Source organism: Actinomadura syzygii, from assembly GCF_008085905.1.
In the GTDB taxonomy this organism is placed as follows: Bacteria; Actinomycetota; Actinomycetes; order Streptosporangiales; family Streptosporangiaceae; genus Spirillospora; species Spirillospora syzygii.
Genome location: NZ_VSFF01000004.1, coordinates 540,046 through 559,991, shown reverse-complemented (window position 1 = coordinate 559,991; position 19,946 = coordinate 540,046). Strand labels below are relative to the sequence as shown.

General features: G+C 70.7%; 1 protein-coding gene. It reads left to right on the top strand.

Going from position 1 to position 19,946, the window contains the following annotated elements; translation table 11 throughout:
* Positions 1 to 45 precede the first annotated feature (45 nt).
* The gene (locus FXF65_RS45215) at positions 46 to 19,944 is read left to right on the top strand and encodes a type I polyketide synthase (protein WP_148349894.1); all 19,899 of its coding nucleotides are present in this window, start codon (positions 46 to 48) and stop codon (positions 19,942 to 19,944) included.
* Positions 19,945 to 19,946 lie beyond the last annotated feature (2 nt).

Genomic DNA, 19,946 nt, shown 5'->3' with positions numbered 1-19,946 from the left:
CTCCCTCGACTCTGATCTGCGATTCGCCGGAGATTGGTTCATCCGATGTCGAACGACGAGAAGCTCCGCGACTACCTCAAGCTCGCCACGAGCGAGCTCCAGCAGACCCGGCGGCGCCTCCGCGACCTGGAGGCCCGCGACCGCGAACCCATCGCGATCGTCGGGATGGCCTGCCGCTTCCCCGGCGGGGTGTCCTCGCCGGAGGACCTGTGGCGGCTGGTCGAGGACGGTCGGGACGCGGTGTCGCCGTTCCCGTCCGACCGCGGCTGGGACGTCGCCGAACTGTTCGACCCGACCGGTGAGCGGCCGAACACCAGCTACGTGAACACGGGCGGGTTCCTGGACGGCGCCGCGTCGTTCGACGCCGAGTTCTTCGGCATCAGCCCGAACGAGGCGCTCCTGATGGACCCGCAGCAGCGGATCCTCCTGGAGATCTCCTGGGAGGCGCTGGAGCGGGCCGGAATCGACCCGTCGTCGCTCGCGGGGACTTCGACCGGAGTTTTCGCGGGCCTCGTCTACCACGACTATTTCGCCAACAGCAATACGGGCGCCATCGCGTCCGGTCGCGTTTCTTACACGCTCGGGCTTGAGGGCCCGGCCGTGACGGTGGACACGGCGTGCTCGTCGTCCCTCGTGGCGTTGCATCTCGCGGTGCAGGCGCTGCGGTCGGGTGAATGCTCCCTGGCGCTGGCCGGGGGCGTGTCCGTCATGGCCACCCCGGAGACGTTCGTCGACTTCAGCCAGCAGCGCGGGCTGTCGCCGGACGGGCGCTGCAAGGCGTTCGCGGCGTCCGCCGACGGCACCGGCTGGGGCGAGGGCGCCGGGATGCTCCTCGTGGAGCGCCTCTCGGACGCACGCCGCAACGGCCACCCGGTGCTGGCCGTGGTGCGGGGCTCGGCGGTCAACCAGGACGGTGCGTCCAACGGCCTCACCGCGCCGAACGGGCCGTCGCAGCAGCGGGTGATCGCGCAGGCGCTCGCGAGCGCGCAGGTGTCCGCCGCCCAGGTCGACGTGGTGGAGGCGCACGGCACCGGGACGAAGCTCGGCGACCCGATCGAGGCGCAGGCGCTTCTCGCGACCTACGGCCAGGACCGTCCGGACGGGCGTCCGCTGTGGCTCGGGTCGATCAAGTCGAACATCGGTCACGCACAGGCCGCTGCCGGGGTCGCCGGGATCATCAAGATGGTCGAGGCGATGCGGCACGGCGTCCTGCCGAAGACGCTGCACGTTGACGCGCCGTCCCCGAACGTCGACTGGACGGCCGGGCGCGTCGAGCTCCTCACGGAGGCCCGCGAATGGCCGGAGGAGGAGCGTCCGCGCCGCGCTGGGATCTCGTCCTTCGGGATCAGCGGCACGAACGCGCACGTCATCGTTGAGCAGGCTCCTCCAGCCGAGGTGGAGTCGCGTTCGCCCGCGCCGGGCCCCGTGCCGTGGACGATCTCCGCGCGGAGCCGGGACGCGGTGCCCGCCCAGGCCGCCCGCCTGCTCGACTTCCTCGCGCAGCGCCCGGACCTGGACCCGGTGGACGTCGGGTTCTCGCTGGCCACGACGCGCGCCGCGCTGGAGCACCGCGCCGCCGTCGTCGCCCCGGACCGGGCCGCGCTCCTCGACGGCCTCGCCGCGCTCGCCGCCGACGAACCCGACTCGCGGGTGGTGCGCGGCTCGGCACGCCTGGAGGGCGGGACGGCCTTCCTGTTCTCTGGCCAGGGTTCGCAGCGACTCGGAATGGGCCGGGAACTGCACGAGAAGTTCCCTCTCTTCGCCGAGGCTTTCGACGCGGTATGCGCGGAACTGGACCGTCACCTGGACCGGCCCATCCGCGACGTCATCTGGTCTGAGCCTGAACTGCTCGATCAGACGGTCTTCACTCAGACGGCTCTGTTCGCGGTTGAGGTCGCGCTGTTCCGTCTCTTGGAGTCCTGGGGCGTCCGCCCCGATTTCCTGGCCGGTCATTCGATCGGTGAATTGGCGGCCGCGCATGTGGCCGGGATGTTCTCGCTGGAGGACGCCGCCAGGCTCGTCGCGGCTCGGGGCCGGTTGATGCAGGCGCTGCCGCCGGGTGGGGCGATGGCGGCGGTTCAGGCGACCGAGGACGAGGTCGTCCCGCTCCTGAACGACCAGGTCGGAATCGCCGCGGTGAACGGCCCCCAGGCCATTGTCGTCTCCGGCGCCGAAGCCGAAGTCACTCGCGTTCTTGCGCACTTCACGGAGCTGGGACGCAAGACGACCCGCCTCCGGGTTTCGCACGCCTTCCATTCCCCGCTCATGGACCCGATGCTCGACGACTTCCGCCAAGTCGCCGAATCCGTCGCCTACGCCGCCCCCGAAATCCCCATCGTCGGTGTGGAGGGGGAGGGCGAGTACTGGGTGCGGCACGTCCGCGAAGCCGTCCGGTTCCACGACGCCGTCACGCGCCTCCGCGACGAGGGCGTCGTCCGGTTCCTGGAGGTCGGGCCTGACGGCGTCCTCACCGCGATGGTGCGGGGCGGCGTGGACGGCGCGGTCGCCGAGCCCGTCCTGCGCAAGGGCCACGCCGAAGGGACGTCCCTGCTCACGGCCGTCGCGAACCTCCACGTGAACGGTGTCGCGCCCGACTGGCGCGCCGTGTTCGACGGACGCGACGCGGGCCGCGTGGACCTGCCGACGCACGCCTTCCAGCACCGCCGCTACTGGGTGGAGGCGTCGAGCGGCGCCGCGGACGTCGCGTCCGCCGGGCTGGGCAAGACCGGGCATCCGCTGCTCGCCGCGAGCGTGGTCCTGGCTGAGTCCGACGAGGTGATCCTGACCGGTCGGTTGTCCGCCGGGACGCAGCCGTGGCTCGCCGACCACGTCGTCGGCGGCGTCGTGCTGTTCCCCGGCGCCGGCTTCGTTGAACTCGCCGTCCGCGCCGGGGACGAGGTGGGCTGCGCCCGGATCGAGGAGCTGACCCTTCAGGCGCCGCTCGTCCTCCCGGCACAGGGCGGCGGGGTGCAGGTGCAGGTCGTCGTGGGCGTGCCGGACGCGTCCGGTGCGCGCCGCGTCAGCGTCCACTCCCGTGACGAGGGCGTCCCGGTGTGGACGCAGCACGCGGCCGGGACGCTCGCCCCCGCCGCGCGCCAAGACGGCGCCGACCTGACGCGATGGCCGCCGCCGGGCGCGGCCCCCGTCGAACTGGGCCGCTTCTACGAAGAACTCGCGGCGTCCGGGCTGGAGTACGGGCCGACGTTCCAGGGTCTGCAGGCCGTGTGGCGGGACGGCGACGACATCTACGCCGAGGTCGTCCTCCCCGACCAGGTCGCGGACGACGGCTACGGGCTCCACCCCGCGCTGCTCGACGCGGGCCTTCACGCGATCACGCTCCACGAGCCGGGCGGAGACGGCACGGCGCTGCCGTTCGCCTGGTCGGGCGTGGAACTGTACGCCTCGGGAGCCAGGGCGCTGCGGGTGCGGGTGTCTCCGACGACCGGCGACACGGTGTCCCTCCAGGTGGCGGACGGCACCGGACGGGCGGTCGCGGCGGTCGGGTCGCTGGCGCTCCGGCGGATCACCGCCGATCAGCTCTCGGCGGCCCGCTCGGTGTTCCACGAGTCGCTCTACCGCGTCGAATGGGCGCCCGTCCCGGACTCGCCGCCGGACACGCCCGCCTGGATCGGCTGGGACGACCTCGGGGCCGACGACGAAGTCCCGGCGGTCGTGGTCCTGCCGGTGGCGGGGGGCGTGGACGCGGCGTCCGTCCGCCCGGCGGTGGTGCGGGCGCTGGACGCGGTGCGGGCCTGGCTCGTTGAGGAGCGCTTCACCGACTCGACCCTGGTCGTCGCCACGGCGGGCGCCGTGTCGTCGTCCGGCGGTGAGGACGTCACCGACCTGGCGGGCGCGGCGGTGTGGGGGCTCGTCCGGACGGCGCAGTCGGAGAACCCGGGGCGGATCGTCCTGGCCGACCTCTTCCCAGGCGCCGGGCCCGCCGACGCGGCACGGGTGGTCGGTTCCGGTGAGCCGCAGGTGGCGGTGCGCGACGGTGCCGTGCGGGCTCCGAGGCTTGCTCGCGTGTCCGTCGCCACGCCGGACGCGCCGTCGGCGTCGGTCTTCGGCGGCGGCGCCGGGACGGTGCTGATCACCGGTGGCACCGGTGGCCTGGGCGCGCTGGTGGCGCGCCATCTGGTGACCGAGCACGGCGTTGATCGTCTGCTGCTGGTGAGCCGCCGGGGCGCGGATGCGCCGGGCGCGGTCGAGTTGCGGGACGAGCTGGCGGGCTTGGGCGCCGAGGTCGAGTTGGCGGCCTGCGATGCGGCCGACCGCGACGCTCTCGCCGGACTGCTGGCGGGACGCGACATTTCCGGCGTCGTGCACGCGGCCGGTGTCCTGGACGACGGCGTGATCTCGTCGCTGACGGCCGAGCGGGTGGACGCGGTCATGCGTCCCAAGGTGGACGCGGCGTGGAACCTGCACGAACTGACCCGCGACCTGCCGGACCTGTCGGCGTTCGTCCTGTTCTCATCGGCCGCGGGCGTGCTGGGGACTCCCGGCCAGGGCAACTACGCGGCGGCCAACGCCTTCCTGGACGGGCTCGCGGCGCACCGCGCATCGCTGGGCCTGCCCGTCCAGGCGCTGGCCTGGGGACCGTGGACGGCAGGGAGCGGGATGCTCGCCGGGCTCGACGACGGCGAAGTCCAGCGCATGGCCCGCTCCGGAGTGGAAGGGCTTTCCGGGGACGAAGGGCTCGCCCTGCTGGACACCGCCTGTGTGCTCGGCGATGCTTCGCTCGTCCCGATCCGGCTCGATCTGAAGGCGTTGGGCGCGGGCGGCGGCGAGGTCCCGCGGCTGTTCCACGGGCTCGTCCCGCGGGTGCGGCGGACCGCCGCGAGCGTCCAGGCGGACACGGGCGCGCTGCGGCGGCGGCTCGCGTCCCTGCCCGAGCCGGAGTGGTACGACGCGCTGTCGGTGCTGGTGCGCACGCAGGCGGCGATCGTCCTCGGGCACTCGGGGCCGGAGGCCGTGGAGCCCGAGCGCGCGTTCCGCGACCTGGGCTTCGACTCGCTGTCGGCGGTCGAGTTCCGCAACGCGCTGGCGGAGGCGAGCGGGCTTCGCCTGCCCGCGACGCTCGTCTTCGACTACCCGAGCCCGGACGTCCTGGCCCGCTATCTGCTGAGCGAGGTGTCCGGGGCGGGGGAGGCCCGGCTCGTGACGGCCACGTCCGCCGGGTCGGACGACGAGCCGATCGCGATCGTCGGAATGGCGTGCCGGTACCCGGGCGGCGTCGCCTCGCCGGAGGACCTGTGGCGGTTGGTCGCGGGCGGCGTGGACGCAGTGTCGCCGTTCCCGTCCGACCGGGGATGGGACACCTCCGGCCTTTTCGACCCCGCCGGGGAAAAGCCCAACACCAGCTACGTGAACACCGGCGGCTTCCTTCACGAAGCGGCGGAATTCGATCCGGGGTTCTTCGGCATCAGCCCGAACGAGGCGGCCGAGATGGACCCGCAGCAGAGGTTGTTGCTGGAGGTTTCGTGGGAGGCGCTGGAGCGAGCCGGGATCGACCCTTCTTCACTGCGGGGGAGTTCCACCGGTGTGTTCGCCGGGGTCATGTACCACGACTACGCGGACAGCAGTAGTTCCGGGTCTGTGGTCTCCGGCCGGATCTCCTACACGTTCGGGTTCGAGGGTCCGGCGGTGACGGTGGACACGGCGTGTTCGTCGTCGTTGGTGGCGTTGCATTGGGCGGCGCAGGCGTTGCGGTCGGGGGAGTGCTCGCTCGCGCTGGCCGGTGGCGTCGCTGTAATGGCGACCCCGTGGACGTTCGTGGAATTCAGCCGCCAGGGCGGTCTGGCCGCGGATGGACGAGCCAAGTCGTTCGCCGCTTCGGCGGATGGGACGTCGTGGGGTGAGGGTGCGGGGATGTTGCTGGTCGAGCGTCTTTCTGATGCTCGGCGGCTTGGGCATCCGGTGCTGGCTGTGGTGCGTGGTTCGGCGGTGAATCAGGATGGTGCGTCGAATGGGTTGACGGCTCCGAATGGTCCGTCGCAGCGTCGGGTGATCCGGCAGGCGTTGGCCAATGCCGGGTTGGGTGTCGGTGATGTGGATGCGGTTGAGGCGCATGGCACCGGTACGACTTTGGGTGACCCGATCGAGGCGCAGGCGTTGCTGGCGACCTATGGCCAGGACCGTGCGGACGATCGGCCGCTGTGGTTGGGGTCGATCAAGTCGAACATCGGGCATACACAGGCGGCTGCTGGGGTGGCTGGGATCATCAAGATGGTCCAGGCGATGCGGTATGGAGTGCTGCCCAAGACACTGCACGTGGACGAGCCGACGCCGCACGTGGATTGGTCGGTGGGGCAGGTCGAACTGCTGGCGGAGGAGCGGGAATGGCCGCAGAACGGTCATCCGCGCCGGGCCGGGATTTCTTCGTTCGGGATCAGCGGGACGAACGCGCACGTCATCGTCGAGCAGCCCCCGGCGGCTGACAAGGAATGGCCGTCTGCTGCGGAACTGCCGGTCGTTCCCTGGGTGGTGTCGGCACGGAGTGAGGCCGGTCTTCTGGGGCAGGCTGCTCGGCTCGCCGAGTTCGTCCGCGAGGACGAGCGGGTTTCGCCACTGGACGTGGGTTTCTCGCTAGTCGCCACGCGCGGAATGTTCGAGCACCGCGCGGTTGTGGTCGGCCAAGACCGCGATGAACTGCTGGCCGGGCTGGATCGGCTGGCAGCAGGAGAATCGCGCCGCCCTGACCGAAAGGAGGGCGGAACTGCCTTCCTGTTCTCGGGTCAGGGGTCGCAGCGTGTGGGGATGGGCCGGGGGTTGTATGAGGCGTTCCCGGTGTTCGCGGAGTCGTTCGATGCGGTCTGTGTGGAGTTGGACCGGCATCTGGACCGGCCTTTGAAGGATGTCGTGTGGTCTGAGCCTGAGTTGCTTGATCAGACGGTGTTCACTCAGACGGGTTTGTTCGCGGTCGAGGTTGCGCTGTTCCGTCTCTTGGAGTCGTGGGGCGTCCGCCCTGATTTCTTGGCGGGTCATTCGATCGGTGAGTTGGCGGCTGCGCATGTGGCGGGGATGTTCTCGCTGGGGGATGCCGCGAGGTTGGTGGCTGCTCGGGGTCGGTTGATGCAGGCGCTGCCGCCTGGTGGGGCGATGGCAGCGGTGCAGGCGACCGAAGACGAGATTCTCCCGCTGCTGGATCACCATGTCGGCGTCGCGGCGGTGAACGGCCCGGATTCGGTCGTGGTGTCCGGCGCGGAGGATGCGGTTTCCCGGATCGTGGAGCACTTCACGGAGTTGGGACGCAAGTCGACCCGGCTGCGGGTGTCTCATGCTTTCCATTCCCCGCTGATGGACCCGATGCTGGACGACTTCCGCCAGGTCGCCGAATCCATCACCTTTAACGAACCCGCCATTCCCATCGCGGGCGCCCAGCCGGACGCCGAGTACTGGGTTCGGCACGTCCGCGACGCCGTCCGGTTCCACGAGACCGTCGCTGAGCTGGGCAACCAGGGCGTCGGTCGGTTCCTGGAGGTAGGGCCGGACGGTGTGCTGACCGCGATCGTCCAGAGCAACTCTGACGGCGCGGTCGTCGTCCCGGTAATGCGCAGGGAGCACGACGAGACCAAGACCCTGTTCAAAGCTCTGGGCGGGCTGCATGCGTCCGGTGCGTCCATTGACTGGCGCACGGTTTTGGCAGGACGCGGTGCGCGTCAGGTCGAATTGCCGACCTACGCCTTCCAGCGCGAGCATTTCTGGCTGTCGGCTCCGCAGGCCGGTGGTGACGCCGAGTCGATGGGCCTCGGATCGGCCGACCATCCGCTCCTCAGCGCAGTGGTCTCCTCACCAGAGTCCGATGGTGTGGTGCTGTCGGGTCGCCTTTCCGTACACGCGCAGCCCTGGCTCGCCGACCACGCTTTCGGTGGCGTGACGGTCTTCCCGGGCACGGGATTCGTTGAGCTGGCCGTCCGCGCTGGAGATCAGGTCGGCTGCGGCCGGATCGAGGAACTCACCCTCGAACAGCCACTCGTCCTTCCTGGAGACGGCGGCACGTCGGTCCAGATCGTCGTCGGCGCGCCGCGCGAGGACGCCCGGCGGACCGTGAGCATCCATTCGCGCCAGGACGACGATGCGCCCTGGACCTGCCACGCAGTCGGCCTCCTCACCGACACCGGCACCGAAGCCGCCCCCGATTTCGAGATGGAGCAGTGGCCTCCGGCCAGTGCCGTCGAGGTCGAGACCGATGGGCTCTACGACGTCCTGGACTACGGCCCGGCATTCCAAGGCTTGCAGGCGGCCTGGCGGCGCGGCGACGAGGTGTTCGCCGAAATCGCCCTCCCTGAGCAGGTCGCCGAGGACCGCTTCGGCCTCCACCCCGCGCTGCTGGACGCCGCTCTGCACGCGATCGCGCTGAGCGACGTCGCGTCCGGTGACGGGGTGCTGCTGCCGTTCGCGTGGTCGGGCGTGGAACTCTTCGCCACCGGCGCGAGAACGCTCCGGGTGCGAGTGTCCCCGGCGGCGGGCGATGCCGTGTCCTTGCAGGTGGCGGACGGGTCCGGGCGTCCCGTCGCGGCGATCGGCTCGCTGGTGCTCCGGGAGGTCTCCGCCGACCGGTTCTCCGGGGCCGAGGCTCGCGATCCTTCCGGCGACTCCCTCTACCACGTGGAATGGACGCCGATCGGGCTCGAAAGCGACTCGGCGCCGTCCTGGACACGCTGGGAGGAACTCGACCAGAACACCGCCGTCCCCGATGTGGTCGTCCTTGAACCGGACGCGGGCGGCGAGGTGCGGGCGAGTGTCCATCAGGCGCTCGCGGCCGCGCAGGCGTGGTTGGCGGACGAGCGGTTCGCGTCGTCCACCCTGCTGGTCGTGACGTCCGGCGCGGTCTCCGTCGACGGCGAGGACGTCACCGATCTCGGCGGCGCGGCGGCCTGGGGGCTGATCCGCTCGGCGCAGTCGGAGAACCCGGGGCGGATCGTCCTGGCCGACCTCGACACCGGCATGAACACGGCCGATGCCCTGCCGGCGGTCGCGTCCGGGGAACCGCAGGTGGTGTTCCGCGATGGCGGGACGTTCGTGATGCGCCTGGCGCGCGTGCTCGCCCCCCGTCCGTCCGAGGAGACCTTCTCCGGCGACGGGACGGTACTCATCACCGGCGGAACCGGCGGCCTCGGCGCGCTGGTGGCGCGCCACCTGGTGACCGAGCACGGCGTGAGCCGCCTGCTGCTGGTGAGCCGCCGAGGCGCGGACGCGCCGGGCGTGCCCGAGTTGCGCGACGACCTGACCGCCTTGGGCGCCGAGGTCGAATTCGCCGCCTGCGATGTGTCCGACCGTGATGCGGCGGCGCAGCTACTGGCGGGCCGGGAAATAGCGGCCGTCGTGCACGCGGCCGGTGTCCTGGACGATGGCGTCATCTCGTCTTTGACCCCCGAGCGGATCGACGCGGTGCTCCGTCCCAAGGCGGACGCGGCCTGGAACCTGCACGAACTGACCCGCGACCTGAACCTGTCGGCATTCGTGCTGTTCTCGTCTGCGGCGGGCGTCCTGGGTTCGCCCGGTCAGGGCAACTACGCGGCGGCCAACGCGTTCCTGGACGGCCTCGCCGCACACCGCCGCGCCCACGGCATGCCCGCGCAGTCCCTGGCCTGGGGCCTGTGGAGCACCGGCATGGCGGAGCGGGCACAGAGCTTCGACCGGACCGGCCTGGAGGCGCTGCCGGACGACCAGGGCCTGGCGCTGTTCGACGCGGCGAGCCGGGTGGACGAGGCGATGCTCGTCCCCGTCCGCCTGAACCTGCGGACCCTCGCCTCCAACGGTGCCGGCGACGTGCCGCACGTGTTGCGGGGCCTGGTCCGCGGCACGCGCCGCCGTGCCGCCGCCGACAGCGGGGCGGGCGGCGCGGCGGCGCTCGGACGGCGCCTGTCCGGCCTGACCGAGGCCGAGCAGGAGGAGGCGGTGCTCGACATCGTGCGCGGCCGGGCCGCGTCCGTCCTCGGCTACGCGGGTCCGGCGGCCGTCGAGCCCGAGCGCGCGTTCCGCGACCTGGGCTTCGACTCGCTGTCGGCGGTCGAGTTCCGCAACGCCCTCGCGGAGGCGACCGGGCTTCGCCTGCCCGCGACGCTCGTCTTCGACTACCCGGCGCCGGTCGTGCTGGCCCGCCACCTGCTGGACGAGGTGACGGGCGCCGCGTCCGACCGCCCCGTCGTGGCCGCCGCGCGGGCGGACGACGAGCCGATCGCGATCGTCGGCATGGCGTGCCGCTTCCCCGGCGGCGTCACCGCGCCGGAGGACCTGTGGCGGCTCGTCGCGGACGGCGTGGACGCCGTCTCCGAATTCCCCGCCGACCGAGGCTGGGACGTCGACGGCCTATACGATCCCGAACCCGGCACGCCCGGAAAGAGCTACGTCCGGACCGGCGGCTTCCTGCACGACGCGGCGGAATTCGACCCGGGATTCTTCGGGATCAGCCCGCGCGAGGCATTGTCCATGGACCCGCAGCAGAGACTGCTGCTGGAAGTGTCCTGGGAGGCGCTCGAACGCGCTGGAATCGACCCGTCGTCCCTGCGCGGAAGCGCGACCGGCGTATTCGCCGGGGCGATGTACCACGACTACGCGGCGGGAAGTAATACCGGCTCGATCGTCTCGGGCCGGATCTCCTACACGTTCGGCCTCGAAGGCCCGGCGGTGACCGTGGACACGGCGTGCTCGTCGTCCCTGGTGGCGCTTCATCTCGCCGCGCAAGCACTGCGCTCCGGCGAATGCACCCTCGCGCTGGCCGGAGGTGTCGCCGTCATGGCGACGCCGGACACGTTCGTCGACTTCAGCCTGGAAAGGGGCCTTGCCCAGGACGGCCGCGCGAAGTCGTTCGCCGCCGCCGCGGACGGCACGTCCTGGGGCGAAGGCGCGGGAATGCTCCTGGTCGAGCGCCTCTCGGACGCCCGCCGCAACGGCCACCCGGTATTGGCTGTCGTGCGCGGTACGGCGGTCAATCAGGATGGGGCCTCGAATGGCTTGACGGCGCCGAACGGGCCGTCGCAGCAGCGGGTGATCCGGCAGGCATTGGCCAACGCCGGATTGGACGCCGCCGACGTGGACGCGGTCGAAGCGCACGGCACGGGAACGACGCTGGGCGACCCGATCGAGGCGCAGGCATTGCTCGCGACGTACGGACAGGGGCGTTCGGAGGATCGGCCGCTGTGGCTGGGGTCGATCAAATCGAACATCGGTCACACCCAGGCCGCCGCCGGCGTCGCCGGAATCATCAAGACGGTCTACGCGATGCGGCACGGCGTCCTGCCGAAGACGCTGCACGTGGACGAGCCGACCCCGCACGTCGACTGGACGGCGGGGCGCGTCGAACTGCTGGCGGAAGCACGGGAATGGCCGCAGAACGGTCATCCGCGCCGCGCCGGAATCTCCTCGTTCGGAATCAGCGGCACGAACGCGCACGTCATTCTCGAACAGGTTCCCGCGCCGGACGCGCCGGAGCGTCCTTCCGCCGAGGACGGAGTTCTTCCCTGGCTGCTCTCAGCGCGCGATGAGGCGGGTCTTCGCGGTCAGGCCGAAAGGCTCCGCGCGCATCTGCGCACGCACGCAGAGCCGGAACCATTGGACGTGGCGTTCACGCTGGCCACGTCCCGTGCGGTCCTGGAACACCGTGCGGTCGTGGTGGGCCGAGGCAGGGAAGAACTGCTGGCGGGCTTGGACGTCCTCGCCGAAGGACGCGCCGGCGGGCACGGCGTCGTCCGCGGAACCGCCAAGCCGGGCCAGACGGCCTTCCTGTTCTCGGGTCAGGGGTCGCAGCGTGTCGGGATGGGCCGGGAGTTGTATGAGGCGTTCCCGGTGTTCGCGGAGTCGTTCGACGCGGTCTGCGCTGAACTGGATCGGCATCTGGACCGGCCGCTGAAGGAAGTAGCTTGGTCTGAGCTTGAGCTGCTGAACCAGACGGTGTTCACTCAGACGAGTCTGTTCGCGGTTGAGGTTGCGCTTTACCGGTTGCTGGAGTCGTGGGGTGTCCGCCCTGATTTCCTGGCGGGTCATTCAATCGGTGAGCTGGCGGCCGCGCATGTGGCGGGGATGTTCTCGCTGGAGGATGCTGCGAAGCTGGTTGCGGCTCGGGGTCGGTTGATGCAGGCGCTCCCGTCCGGCGGAGCGATGGCGGCCATTCAGGCGACCGAGGATGAGGTCGTCCCGCTGCTGGATTCGGCGGTTGTCAGTGTCGCGGCGGTGAACGGCCCGGATTCGGTCGTGGTCTCCGGCGCCGAAGACGCGGTCTCCCGAATCATCGACCATTTCGCCGAGCTGGGACGCAAGACGACCCGCCTCCGAGTCTCGCACGCCTTCCATTCGCCGCTGATGGACCCGATGCTGGACGACTTCCGCCAGATCGCCGAATCCATCACCTTCAAGGCGCCTTCCATTCCTGTCCTGGGCGCGGAGGCGGACGCCGGGTATTGGGTGCGGCATGTCCGTGACGCCGTCCGATTCCACGACGCGGTTACCGAACTCCGCGATCAGGGCGTCACCCGGTTCTTGGAGATCGGGCCCGATGGCGTACTGACGGCGATGGTGCGGGGCGACTCGGACGGCGAGATCGCCGCGCCCGTCCTCCGCCGGGATCGTCCCGAGGCGCAGGAACTCTTGACCGCGCTGGGAAACGTCCACGCGCACGGCCTGGACGTCGACTGGGACGCCGTCTTCGCCGGGCGCGCCGCCCGCACGGTCGAGCTGCCGACCTACGCCTTCCAGCGCGAACGCTTCTGGCTGCTGGACACCGCGGCGAGCGACGACCCTTCGGCGCTCGGACTCGGCCCGGCCGAACACCCGCTGCTGGGTGCGGTGGTGCCGATCCCCGGATCGGACGGCGTGATGCTGACCGGCCGGCTTTCGGCCGACGCGCAACCGTGGCTGGCCGAGCACGAAGTGCTGGGCAGTGTCCTCCTGCCAGGCGCGGTGTTCGTGGAGTTGGCCGTCCGGGCCGGTGACCAGATCGGCTGCGATGTGCTGGAACAGCTCACGTTGGAGGCGCCGCTCGTCCTGCCCGAGCACGGCGGCGCGGCGATCCACGTGACGGTCGGCGCGGCCGACGAGCGGGGCCGCCGCCCGGTGAGCGTCCATTCGCTCCCCGAGGGCGGGACGGGGGACGGCGAGTGGACGCGGCACGCGGAGGGCGTCCTGGCCACGGGTGCGGCGCGGCCGCCGTCCGATCTCGCGCAATGGCCGCCCGCCGACGCGACCGCGCTCGACGTCGCCGACGCCTACGAGCGCCTCGCCGACCGTGGCTTCGGCTACGGACCCCTGTTCCAGGGGCTGCGGGCCGCCTGGCAACGCGGTGGCGACCTGTTCGCGGAGGTGGCGCTGCCGGACGACGCGCGAGACCAGGCGACCGCCTACGGCATCCACCCGGCGCTGCTCGACGCCGCGATGCACGTGATCCTGCTGGACGGAGGCGACGACGCGCTGCTCCCGTTCGAGTGGAGCGGGGTGAGTCTGCACGCGGCCGGTGCCTCGACGTTGCGGGTACGGGTGTCGCAGTTGGGCGACACGGTGGTGAGCCTGCTCGCGTCCGACGAGACGGGCCGCGCGGTGCTTAGCGTGGAATCGCTGGCGTCGCGGGCGTTGTCGGCTGAGCAACTGAGCACGTCCGGCGGACTGAACGATTCGCTGTTCACGGTCGCCTGGTCGCCCGCCCCGTCGATGGACGGACAGCCGCCCGCGTCGAGCCTGGCGGTGCTGGGTTCGGACCGGTGTGGCCTTTCCTCGGACGTCCCGCTCTTCGCCAATCTGGCGAGTATTGCGGACGCTGGTGTGCCGGACGTCGTCGTTTGGTCGCCTCCTGTGGCTGGTGATGGCGTTCTGGCGGATGTGCGTGCGACGGCCTACTCCGCGTTGGCCGTCGTGCAGGAGTGGCTGGGGGATGAGCGGTTTGCCGCGTCGCGACTTGTAGTCGTCCTTCGCGAGGGTCTGGCGCAGGCTCCGGTGCGGGGTCTGTTGCGTGCGGCGCAGGCGGAGAATCCGGGTCGTTTCGTTCTGGTGGATCTGGATGGTGCGTCCGAGTCGGCTGATGCTCTGGCCGGGGTCGCCGGGTCCGGTGACGAGCCCGAGGTCGCTATTCGTGGTGGCCTGGTTCGCCTGCCTCGTCTGACCGCCGCCCAGTCGGCGTCGTCCTTCGAGTGGGACCCGGACGGCACAGTCCTGGTGACTGGCGGGACGGGCGGCCTGGGCGCGCTGGTGGCGCGTCATCTGGTGTCGGTTCATGGTGTGCGGCATCTGGTTCTGACGAGCCGCCGTGGACTGGAGGCCCCGGGTGCTGCGGAGCTTCGCGCGGAGCTGGCGGGTCTAGGCACCGAGGTTTCGGTGGCCGCGTGTGATGTCTCGGATCGTCAGGCCGTGGCGGATCTGCTCGACGGGATCCCGGCGGAGCATCCGCTGACTGGTGTGGTGCACGCCGCGGGAGTGGCGGACAGCGGCTTGATCGGTTCGCTGTCGCCTGAGCGGGTTGATGCGGTGTTCGGTCCGAAGGTGGACGGTGCGTGGCATCTGCACGAGTTGACCCGTGACCTGGATCTGTCGGCGTTCGTGTTGTTCTCCTCTGCCGGTGGGATGGTCCTGGCGGCGGGGCAGGGCAATTACGCGGCGGCAAATGTCTTCTTGGACGCGCTCGCCGAGCATCGCCGCTCGCTCGGGCTCGCCGCGACATCAATGGCGTTCGGGCTCTGGGACACCACGGAGGGCATGTCCGCCGAACTGGACGCCTCGGACGCGGATCGCTTGCGGCGGCTCGGCATGCCGCCAATGTCCGTGGACGAAGGACTGGCGCTCTTCGACGCATCGTTGGGCGTCGATGAGGCGACGGTCGTCCCGTTGCGCGTGGACCGCGCGGTGTTGCGGGCACGACAGGGCGACGAGATCCCGGCCTTGCTACGCGGCCTCTCCGGCAATGGACGACGGCCCGTGCGCGGTCGGGTGGAAAGCTCACTGAGTGACCGCCTGATCAGAATGCTCCCGGACGAACGCCTCAACGCCCTGTCGGACATCGTCCGGACCCAAGTTGCGGCCGTACTGGGCCACGCCTCGGCAGATGCCGTACAGCCCGACCGTGCGTTCCGTGACCTGGGTTTCGATTCCCTTTCTGCGGTGGAGTTGCGTAATGCGCTGCGTGCCGAGACGGGTCTTCGTCTCCCGGCAACGCTGGTCTTCGATTATCCGAATGCGCACGCTGTGGCCGAATACCTGGAGAGTGAACTCTCCGGCACGGCGGCCGCTGGTGCGGTCATCGCCGCCAGTGTTCAGAAGGTCGATGACGATCCGATCGTGATCGTGGGGATGGCGTGCCGTTATCCCGGTGGTGTCGCCTCGCCCGAGGACTTGTGGCGTCTGGTCGAGGGTGGCGTAGACGCAGTCTCAGGTTTCCCGGTCGATCGGGGCTGGGATGTGGAGGGTCTGTTCGATCCAGTTCCTGGTCGTCCCGGCAAGAGCGTGGCCCGTGAGGGTGGGTTCTTGTATGACGCGGCGGATTTTGACGCTGGCTTCTTTGGTGTGTCGCCGCGTGAGGCGGCGGATACTGATCCGCAGCAGCGTTTGTTGTTGGAGGCGTCGTGGGAGGCGTTTGAGCGGGCGGGTATTGATCCGTCGTCTCTGCGGGGGAGTGCGACCGGTGTTTTCGCCGGTTTGATGTACCACGACTACGCGCTGGACGTCGATGCCGCCAGCACCAGTGCGGGCAGCCTCGCCTCCGGTCGCGTCTCGTATGTGTTCGGCTTGGAAGGACCCTCGGTAACGCTGGACACGGCCTGCTCGTCCTCTCTGGTGGCTTTGCACCTGGCAAGTCAGGCGCTGCGTTCGGGTGAATGCTCGCTCGCGTTGGCTGGTGGTGTGACGGTGATGTCTACGCCGGGGATGTTTGTGGAGTTCAGTCGTCAGCGTGGTTTGGCTGCGGATGGGCGGTGCAAGTCGTTCTCGGCGTCGGCTGATGGTGCGGGTTGGGCTGAGGGTGTGGGTGTTCTGGTGGTTGAGCGGTTGTCGGACGCTCGCCGTAATGGTCACCCGGTGTTGGCGGTCGTTCGGGGCAGTGCGGTCAATCAGGACGGCGCGTCCAATGGCCTGACCGCTCCGAATGGCCCGTCGCAGCAGCGGGTTATTCGCCAGGCACTCGCCAATTCCGGCCTGAACGCAGTGGACGTCGACGCGGTCGAGGCACACGGCACCGGCACTCGGCTGGGTGACCCGATCGAGGCGCAGGCGGTGATTGCGACCTATGGTCAGGATCGTCCTGAGGATCGGCCGTTGTGGTTGGGGTCGATCAAATCCAACATGGGTCACGCGCAGGCTGCTGCCGGTGTCGCGGGGATCATCAAGATGGTTCAGGCGATGCGACACGGCGTGCTGCCCAAGACGCTGCATGTGGACGAACCGTCCCCGCACGTCGACTGGTCGGCCGGAGCCGTCGAGTTGCTGTCCGAGGCGCGCGAGTGGCCGCAGAACGGCCATCCCCGCCGGGCTGGAGTCTCCTCGTTCGGCATCAGCGGCACCAACGTTCACCTCATTCTCGAAGAGCCGCCAGCCGCGAAATCCGAGGAAGTATCGCTCGATCCTCCCGCGAGGATTCCGTGGCTGATCTCCGCGCGTGACGAAGCGGGTCTTCAAGCCCAGGCGGAGCGGCTTCGCGCACATGTCCGTTCGACTCCTGAGCTGCGTCCCCTGGACGCGGGGTTCTCGTTGGCGAGTGACCGTGCGTTGTTGGAGCGGCGTGCGGTTGTCTTGGCGGGCGATGGCGAATCCGCTTTGGAGGCGTTGTCTGCGTTGGCGGCTGGGAAACCGCACCCGGACGTGGTCGTCGGTACCGGCCCGGCGAGCCAGGGTTCGACCGCGCTGCTGTTCTCCGGCCAAGGCGCACAACGCCTGGGCATGGGCCGGGAGTTGTACGAGACGTTCCCGGTGTTCGCCGACGCCTTCGACACCGTCTGCGCCGAACTGGACCAACACCTGGACCAGTCGTTGAAGGACGTCATCTGGTCCGAACCCGACCTACTGGATCAGACCGCTTTCACTCAGACCGGTCTGTTCGCCATCGAAATCGCCCTGTTCCGGCTTCTGGAATCGTGGGGTGTCCGCCCGGACTTCGTGGCGGGTCACTCGATTGGCGAGTTGGCGGCCGCGCACGTTGCGGGGATGTTCTCGCTGGAGGACGCGGCAAAGCTGGTCGCGGCGCGAGGGCGGTTGATGCAGGCGCTCCCGCCTGGCGGAGCGATGGCTGCAATCCAAGCCACCGAAGACGAGATCACTCCGCTGTTGAGCGACGAGGTCGGGCTCGCTGCTGTCAACGGCCCGCAGGCCATCGTCGTCTCTGGCACGGAGAACGAGGTCGCCCGAATCATCGACCATTTCACCGGCCTTGGGCGTAAGACGACCCGGCTCCGGGTCTCGCACGCCTTCCATTCCCCGCTGATGGATCCGATGCGGGACGAGTTCCGCCAGATCGCCGAATCCATCACCTACAACACGCCCACCCTTCCCGTCGTGGGTGCGGAGCCTGACCCTGAGTACTGGGTGCGGCACGTTCGTGATGCCGTCCGGTTCCACGACACCCTCACCCGCCTCCACGACAACGGCGTCACCCGATTCCTGGAAATCGGACCCGACGGCGTCCTCACCGCGATGGTCCCGGCCGACGAGGCCGTCAGCGTCGCCGCGCTCCGCCGCGACCGTCCCGAAACCACGACCCTCCTCACCGCGCTCGCCCACCTCCACGTCACCGGAACCACCGTCGACTGGCCCGCACTTTTCACCCACCACGGCGGACACCGAGTCGAACTCCCCACCTACGCATTCCAACGCACCCGCTACTGGTCGGACCCCGTCAGCACCACCCGCCCGTCCGACCCGGCAGACGCCGCCTTCTGGGACGCCGTGGAGCAGGGAGACCTCTCCTCCCTGGCCCAAAGCCTCGACCTGGCCCCCGAATCGCTCCGCGATGTCGCCCCTGCCCTCTCGGACTGGCGTCGCCGCAGCCGCGAGACCCGGGCCGTCGACTCCTGGCGCTACCGGATCGCGTGGAAGCCCCTGGCCGACCCGCCCCAAAACCCGCCGTCCGGCGAATGGCTGGTCGTAATGCCGTCCGGCCTCGACCTCACGCGGATCACCAAGGCGCTCACCGACAACGGCGTCCACCTCGTCCCAATGGAAGTGGACGACGACGACCGGAAGTCGCTGGCCGACAGGCTCCGTGACACCAAGGCCACGGACGGCGTCCTGTCCCTGCTAGCCCTGGACCCACGCCCCCACCCTCGCCACCCGGCGATCACCCGGGGAGTCGCGGCGACGATCGCCCTCGCACAGGCGCTGGACGACGCCGGGCACGACGCGCCGCTCTGGTGCGTGACGCAGGGCGCGGTCGCCGTGGACGACCCCGCCGAGATCACCGACCTGGCGCAGGCGTCCCTCTGGGGCCTCGGCACGGTCCTCGGCCTGGAACGCCCCCGGACCTGGGGCGGGATGATCGACCTCCCCGCAACCCCGGCCCGGGGCGACCTGGACGAGACGGTCCTCCGCACGCTCGCCACAGCGCTGACGGGCGAGGCCGGAGACCAGGTCGCGATCCGGCCCGGCAAGGTGGCCGTGCGCCGCCTGGTCCGCGCCGGGCTCAACGGCAGGACGCCCGCGCGCACCTGGCGTCCGCGCGGGACGGTCCTCGTCACCGGCGGCACCGGCGGCGTCGGCGCGCAGGTCGCCCGCCGCCTCGCCGCGGACGGCGCCGAGCACCTCGTCCTCACCAGCCGAAGCGGCCCGGCCGCGGAGGGGGCCGCCGAGTTGGAGGCGGAGCTGTCCGCGCTCGGCACCCGCGTGACGGTCGCGGCGTGCGACGTCGCCGACCGCGACGCCCTGCGCCGCCTGCTCGACTCGATCGGCGACGACCTCACGGCGGTCATGCACGCGGCCGGGACGCTCGGCGCGAACGCCCCGCTGTCCGACCTCACCCTGGACGAGCTGGCGGCGGTCATGCCGAAGGCCGTGGGCGCGGCGCACCTGGACGACCTCCTGGCGGACCGTCCGCTGGACGCGTTCGTGCTGTTCTCGTCCGGCGCGGCCGCGTGGGGCGGGGCGGGCCAGTCGGCCTACGCCGCCGCCAACGCCTACCTGGACGCGCTCGCCCACCGCCGCCGGGCGGACGGCCGCACCGCGACAGCGATCGCCTGGGGCACCTGGAACGCCGGGATGGTCGACGCCGACGCGGGCGCGGCGGCGCGCCGCCTCGGGCTCGCGCCGATGGAGCCGCGCCCGGCGATCAACGCGCTGCGGCAGGCGCTCGACCACGACGAGAGCCACCTCGTGGTCGCGGACATCGACTGGTCCCGGTTCACCGCCGCGTACACGCTCGCGCGGCCCCGTCCCCTGCTGGACGAACTGCCCGAAGCCCGCGCCGCCCTCGCCGCGCAGAACGACGACGAGGAAGAGACGAGCAGGCCCGAGTCCGGGTTCGCGGCGCGGCTCGCCGCGATGCCGGAGGCCGAACGCGGACGCGCGCTGCTCGACCTCGTCCGCACGCACGTCGCGGTGATCCTCGGCTACGACGACAGCGCCGCGCTCGACCCCGGCCGCGCCTTCAAGGAACTCGGGTTCGACTCGGTCGCCGCCGTGGAGCTCCGCACCCGGCTGAGCGCGGCGACCGGGCGGAAACTGCCCGCGACGCTGGCGTTCGACCACGCCTCCCCGGCCGCGCTGGCAGCGTTCCTCCAGACGCTCATGCGCCCGGCCGACACGACCGTCCAGGGCGACGTCCCGATCACGACCGAGCTGGACCGGCTCGAGGCGGCCGTGGCGGCGCTCCCCGCCGAGGAGATCGAGCGCTCCGGCGTCACCGCGCGGCTCCAGGCGCTGGTGGCGTCGCTGAACCAGTCCCTCGCCGGACGGGACGGCGGCGCGGACGTCGCAAGCCGCCTGGAGGACGCGACGGCCGACGACCTCTTCGACTTCATCGACAAAGATCTCGGGATGGCCTGAGA

What these genes read in the sequence shown, in the direction of transcription:
- FXF65_RS45215 (WP_148349894.1), top strand. Translation starts at nt 46, where the DNA reads ATGTCGAACGACGAGAAGCTCCGCGACTACCTCAAGCTCGCCACGAGC.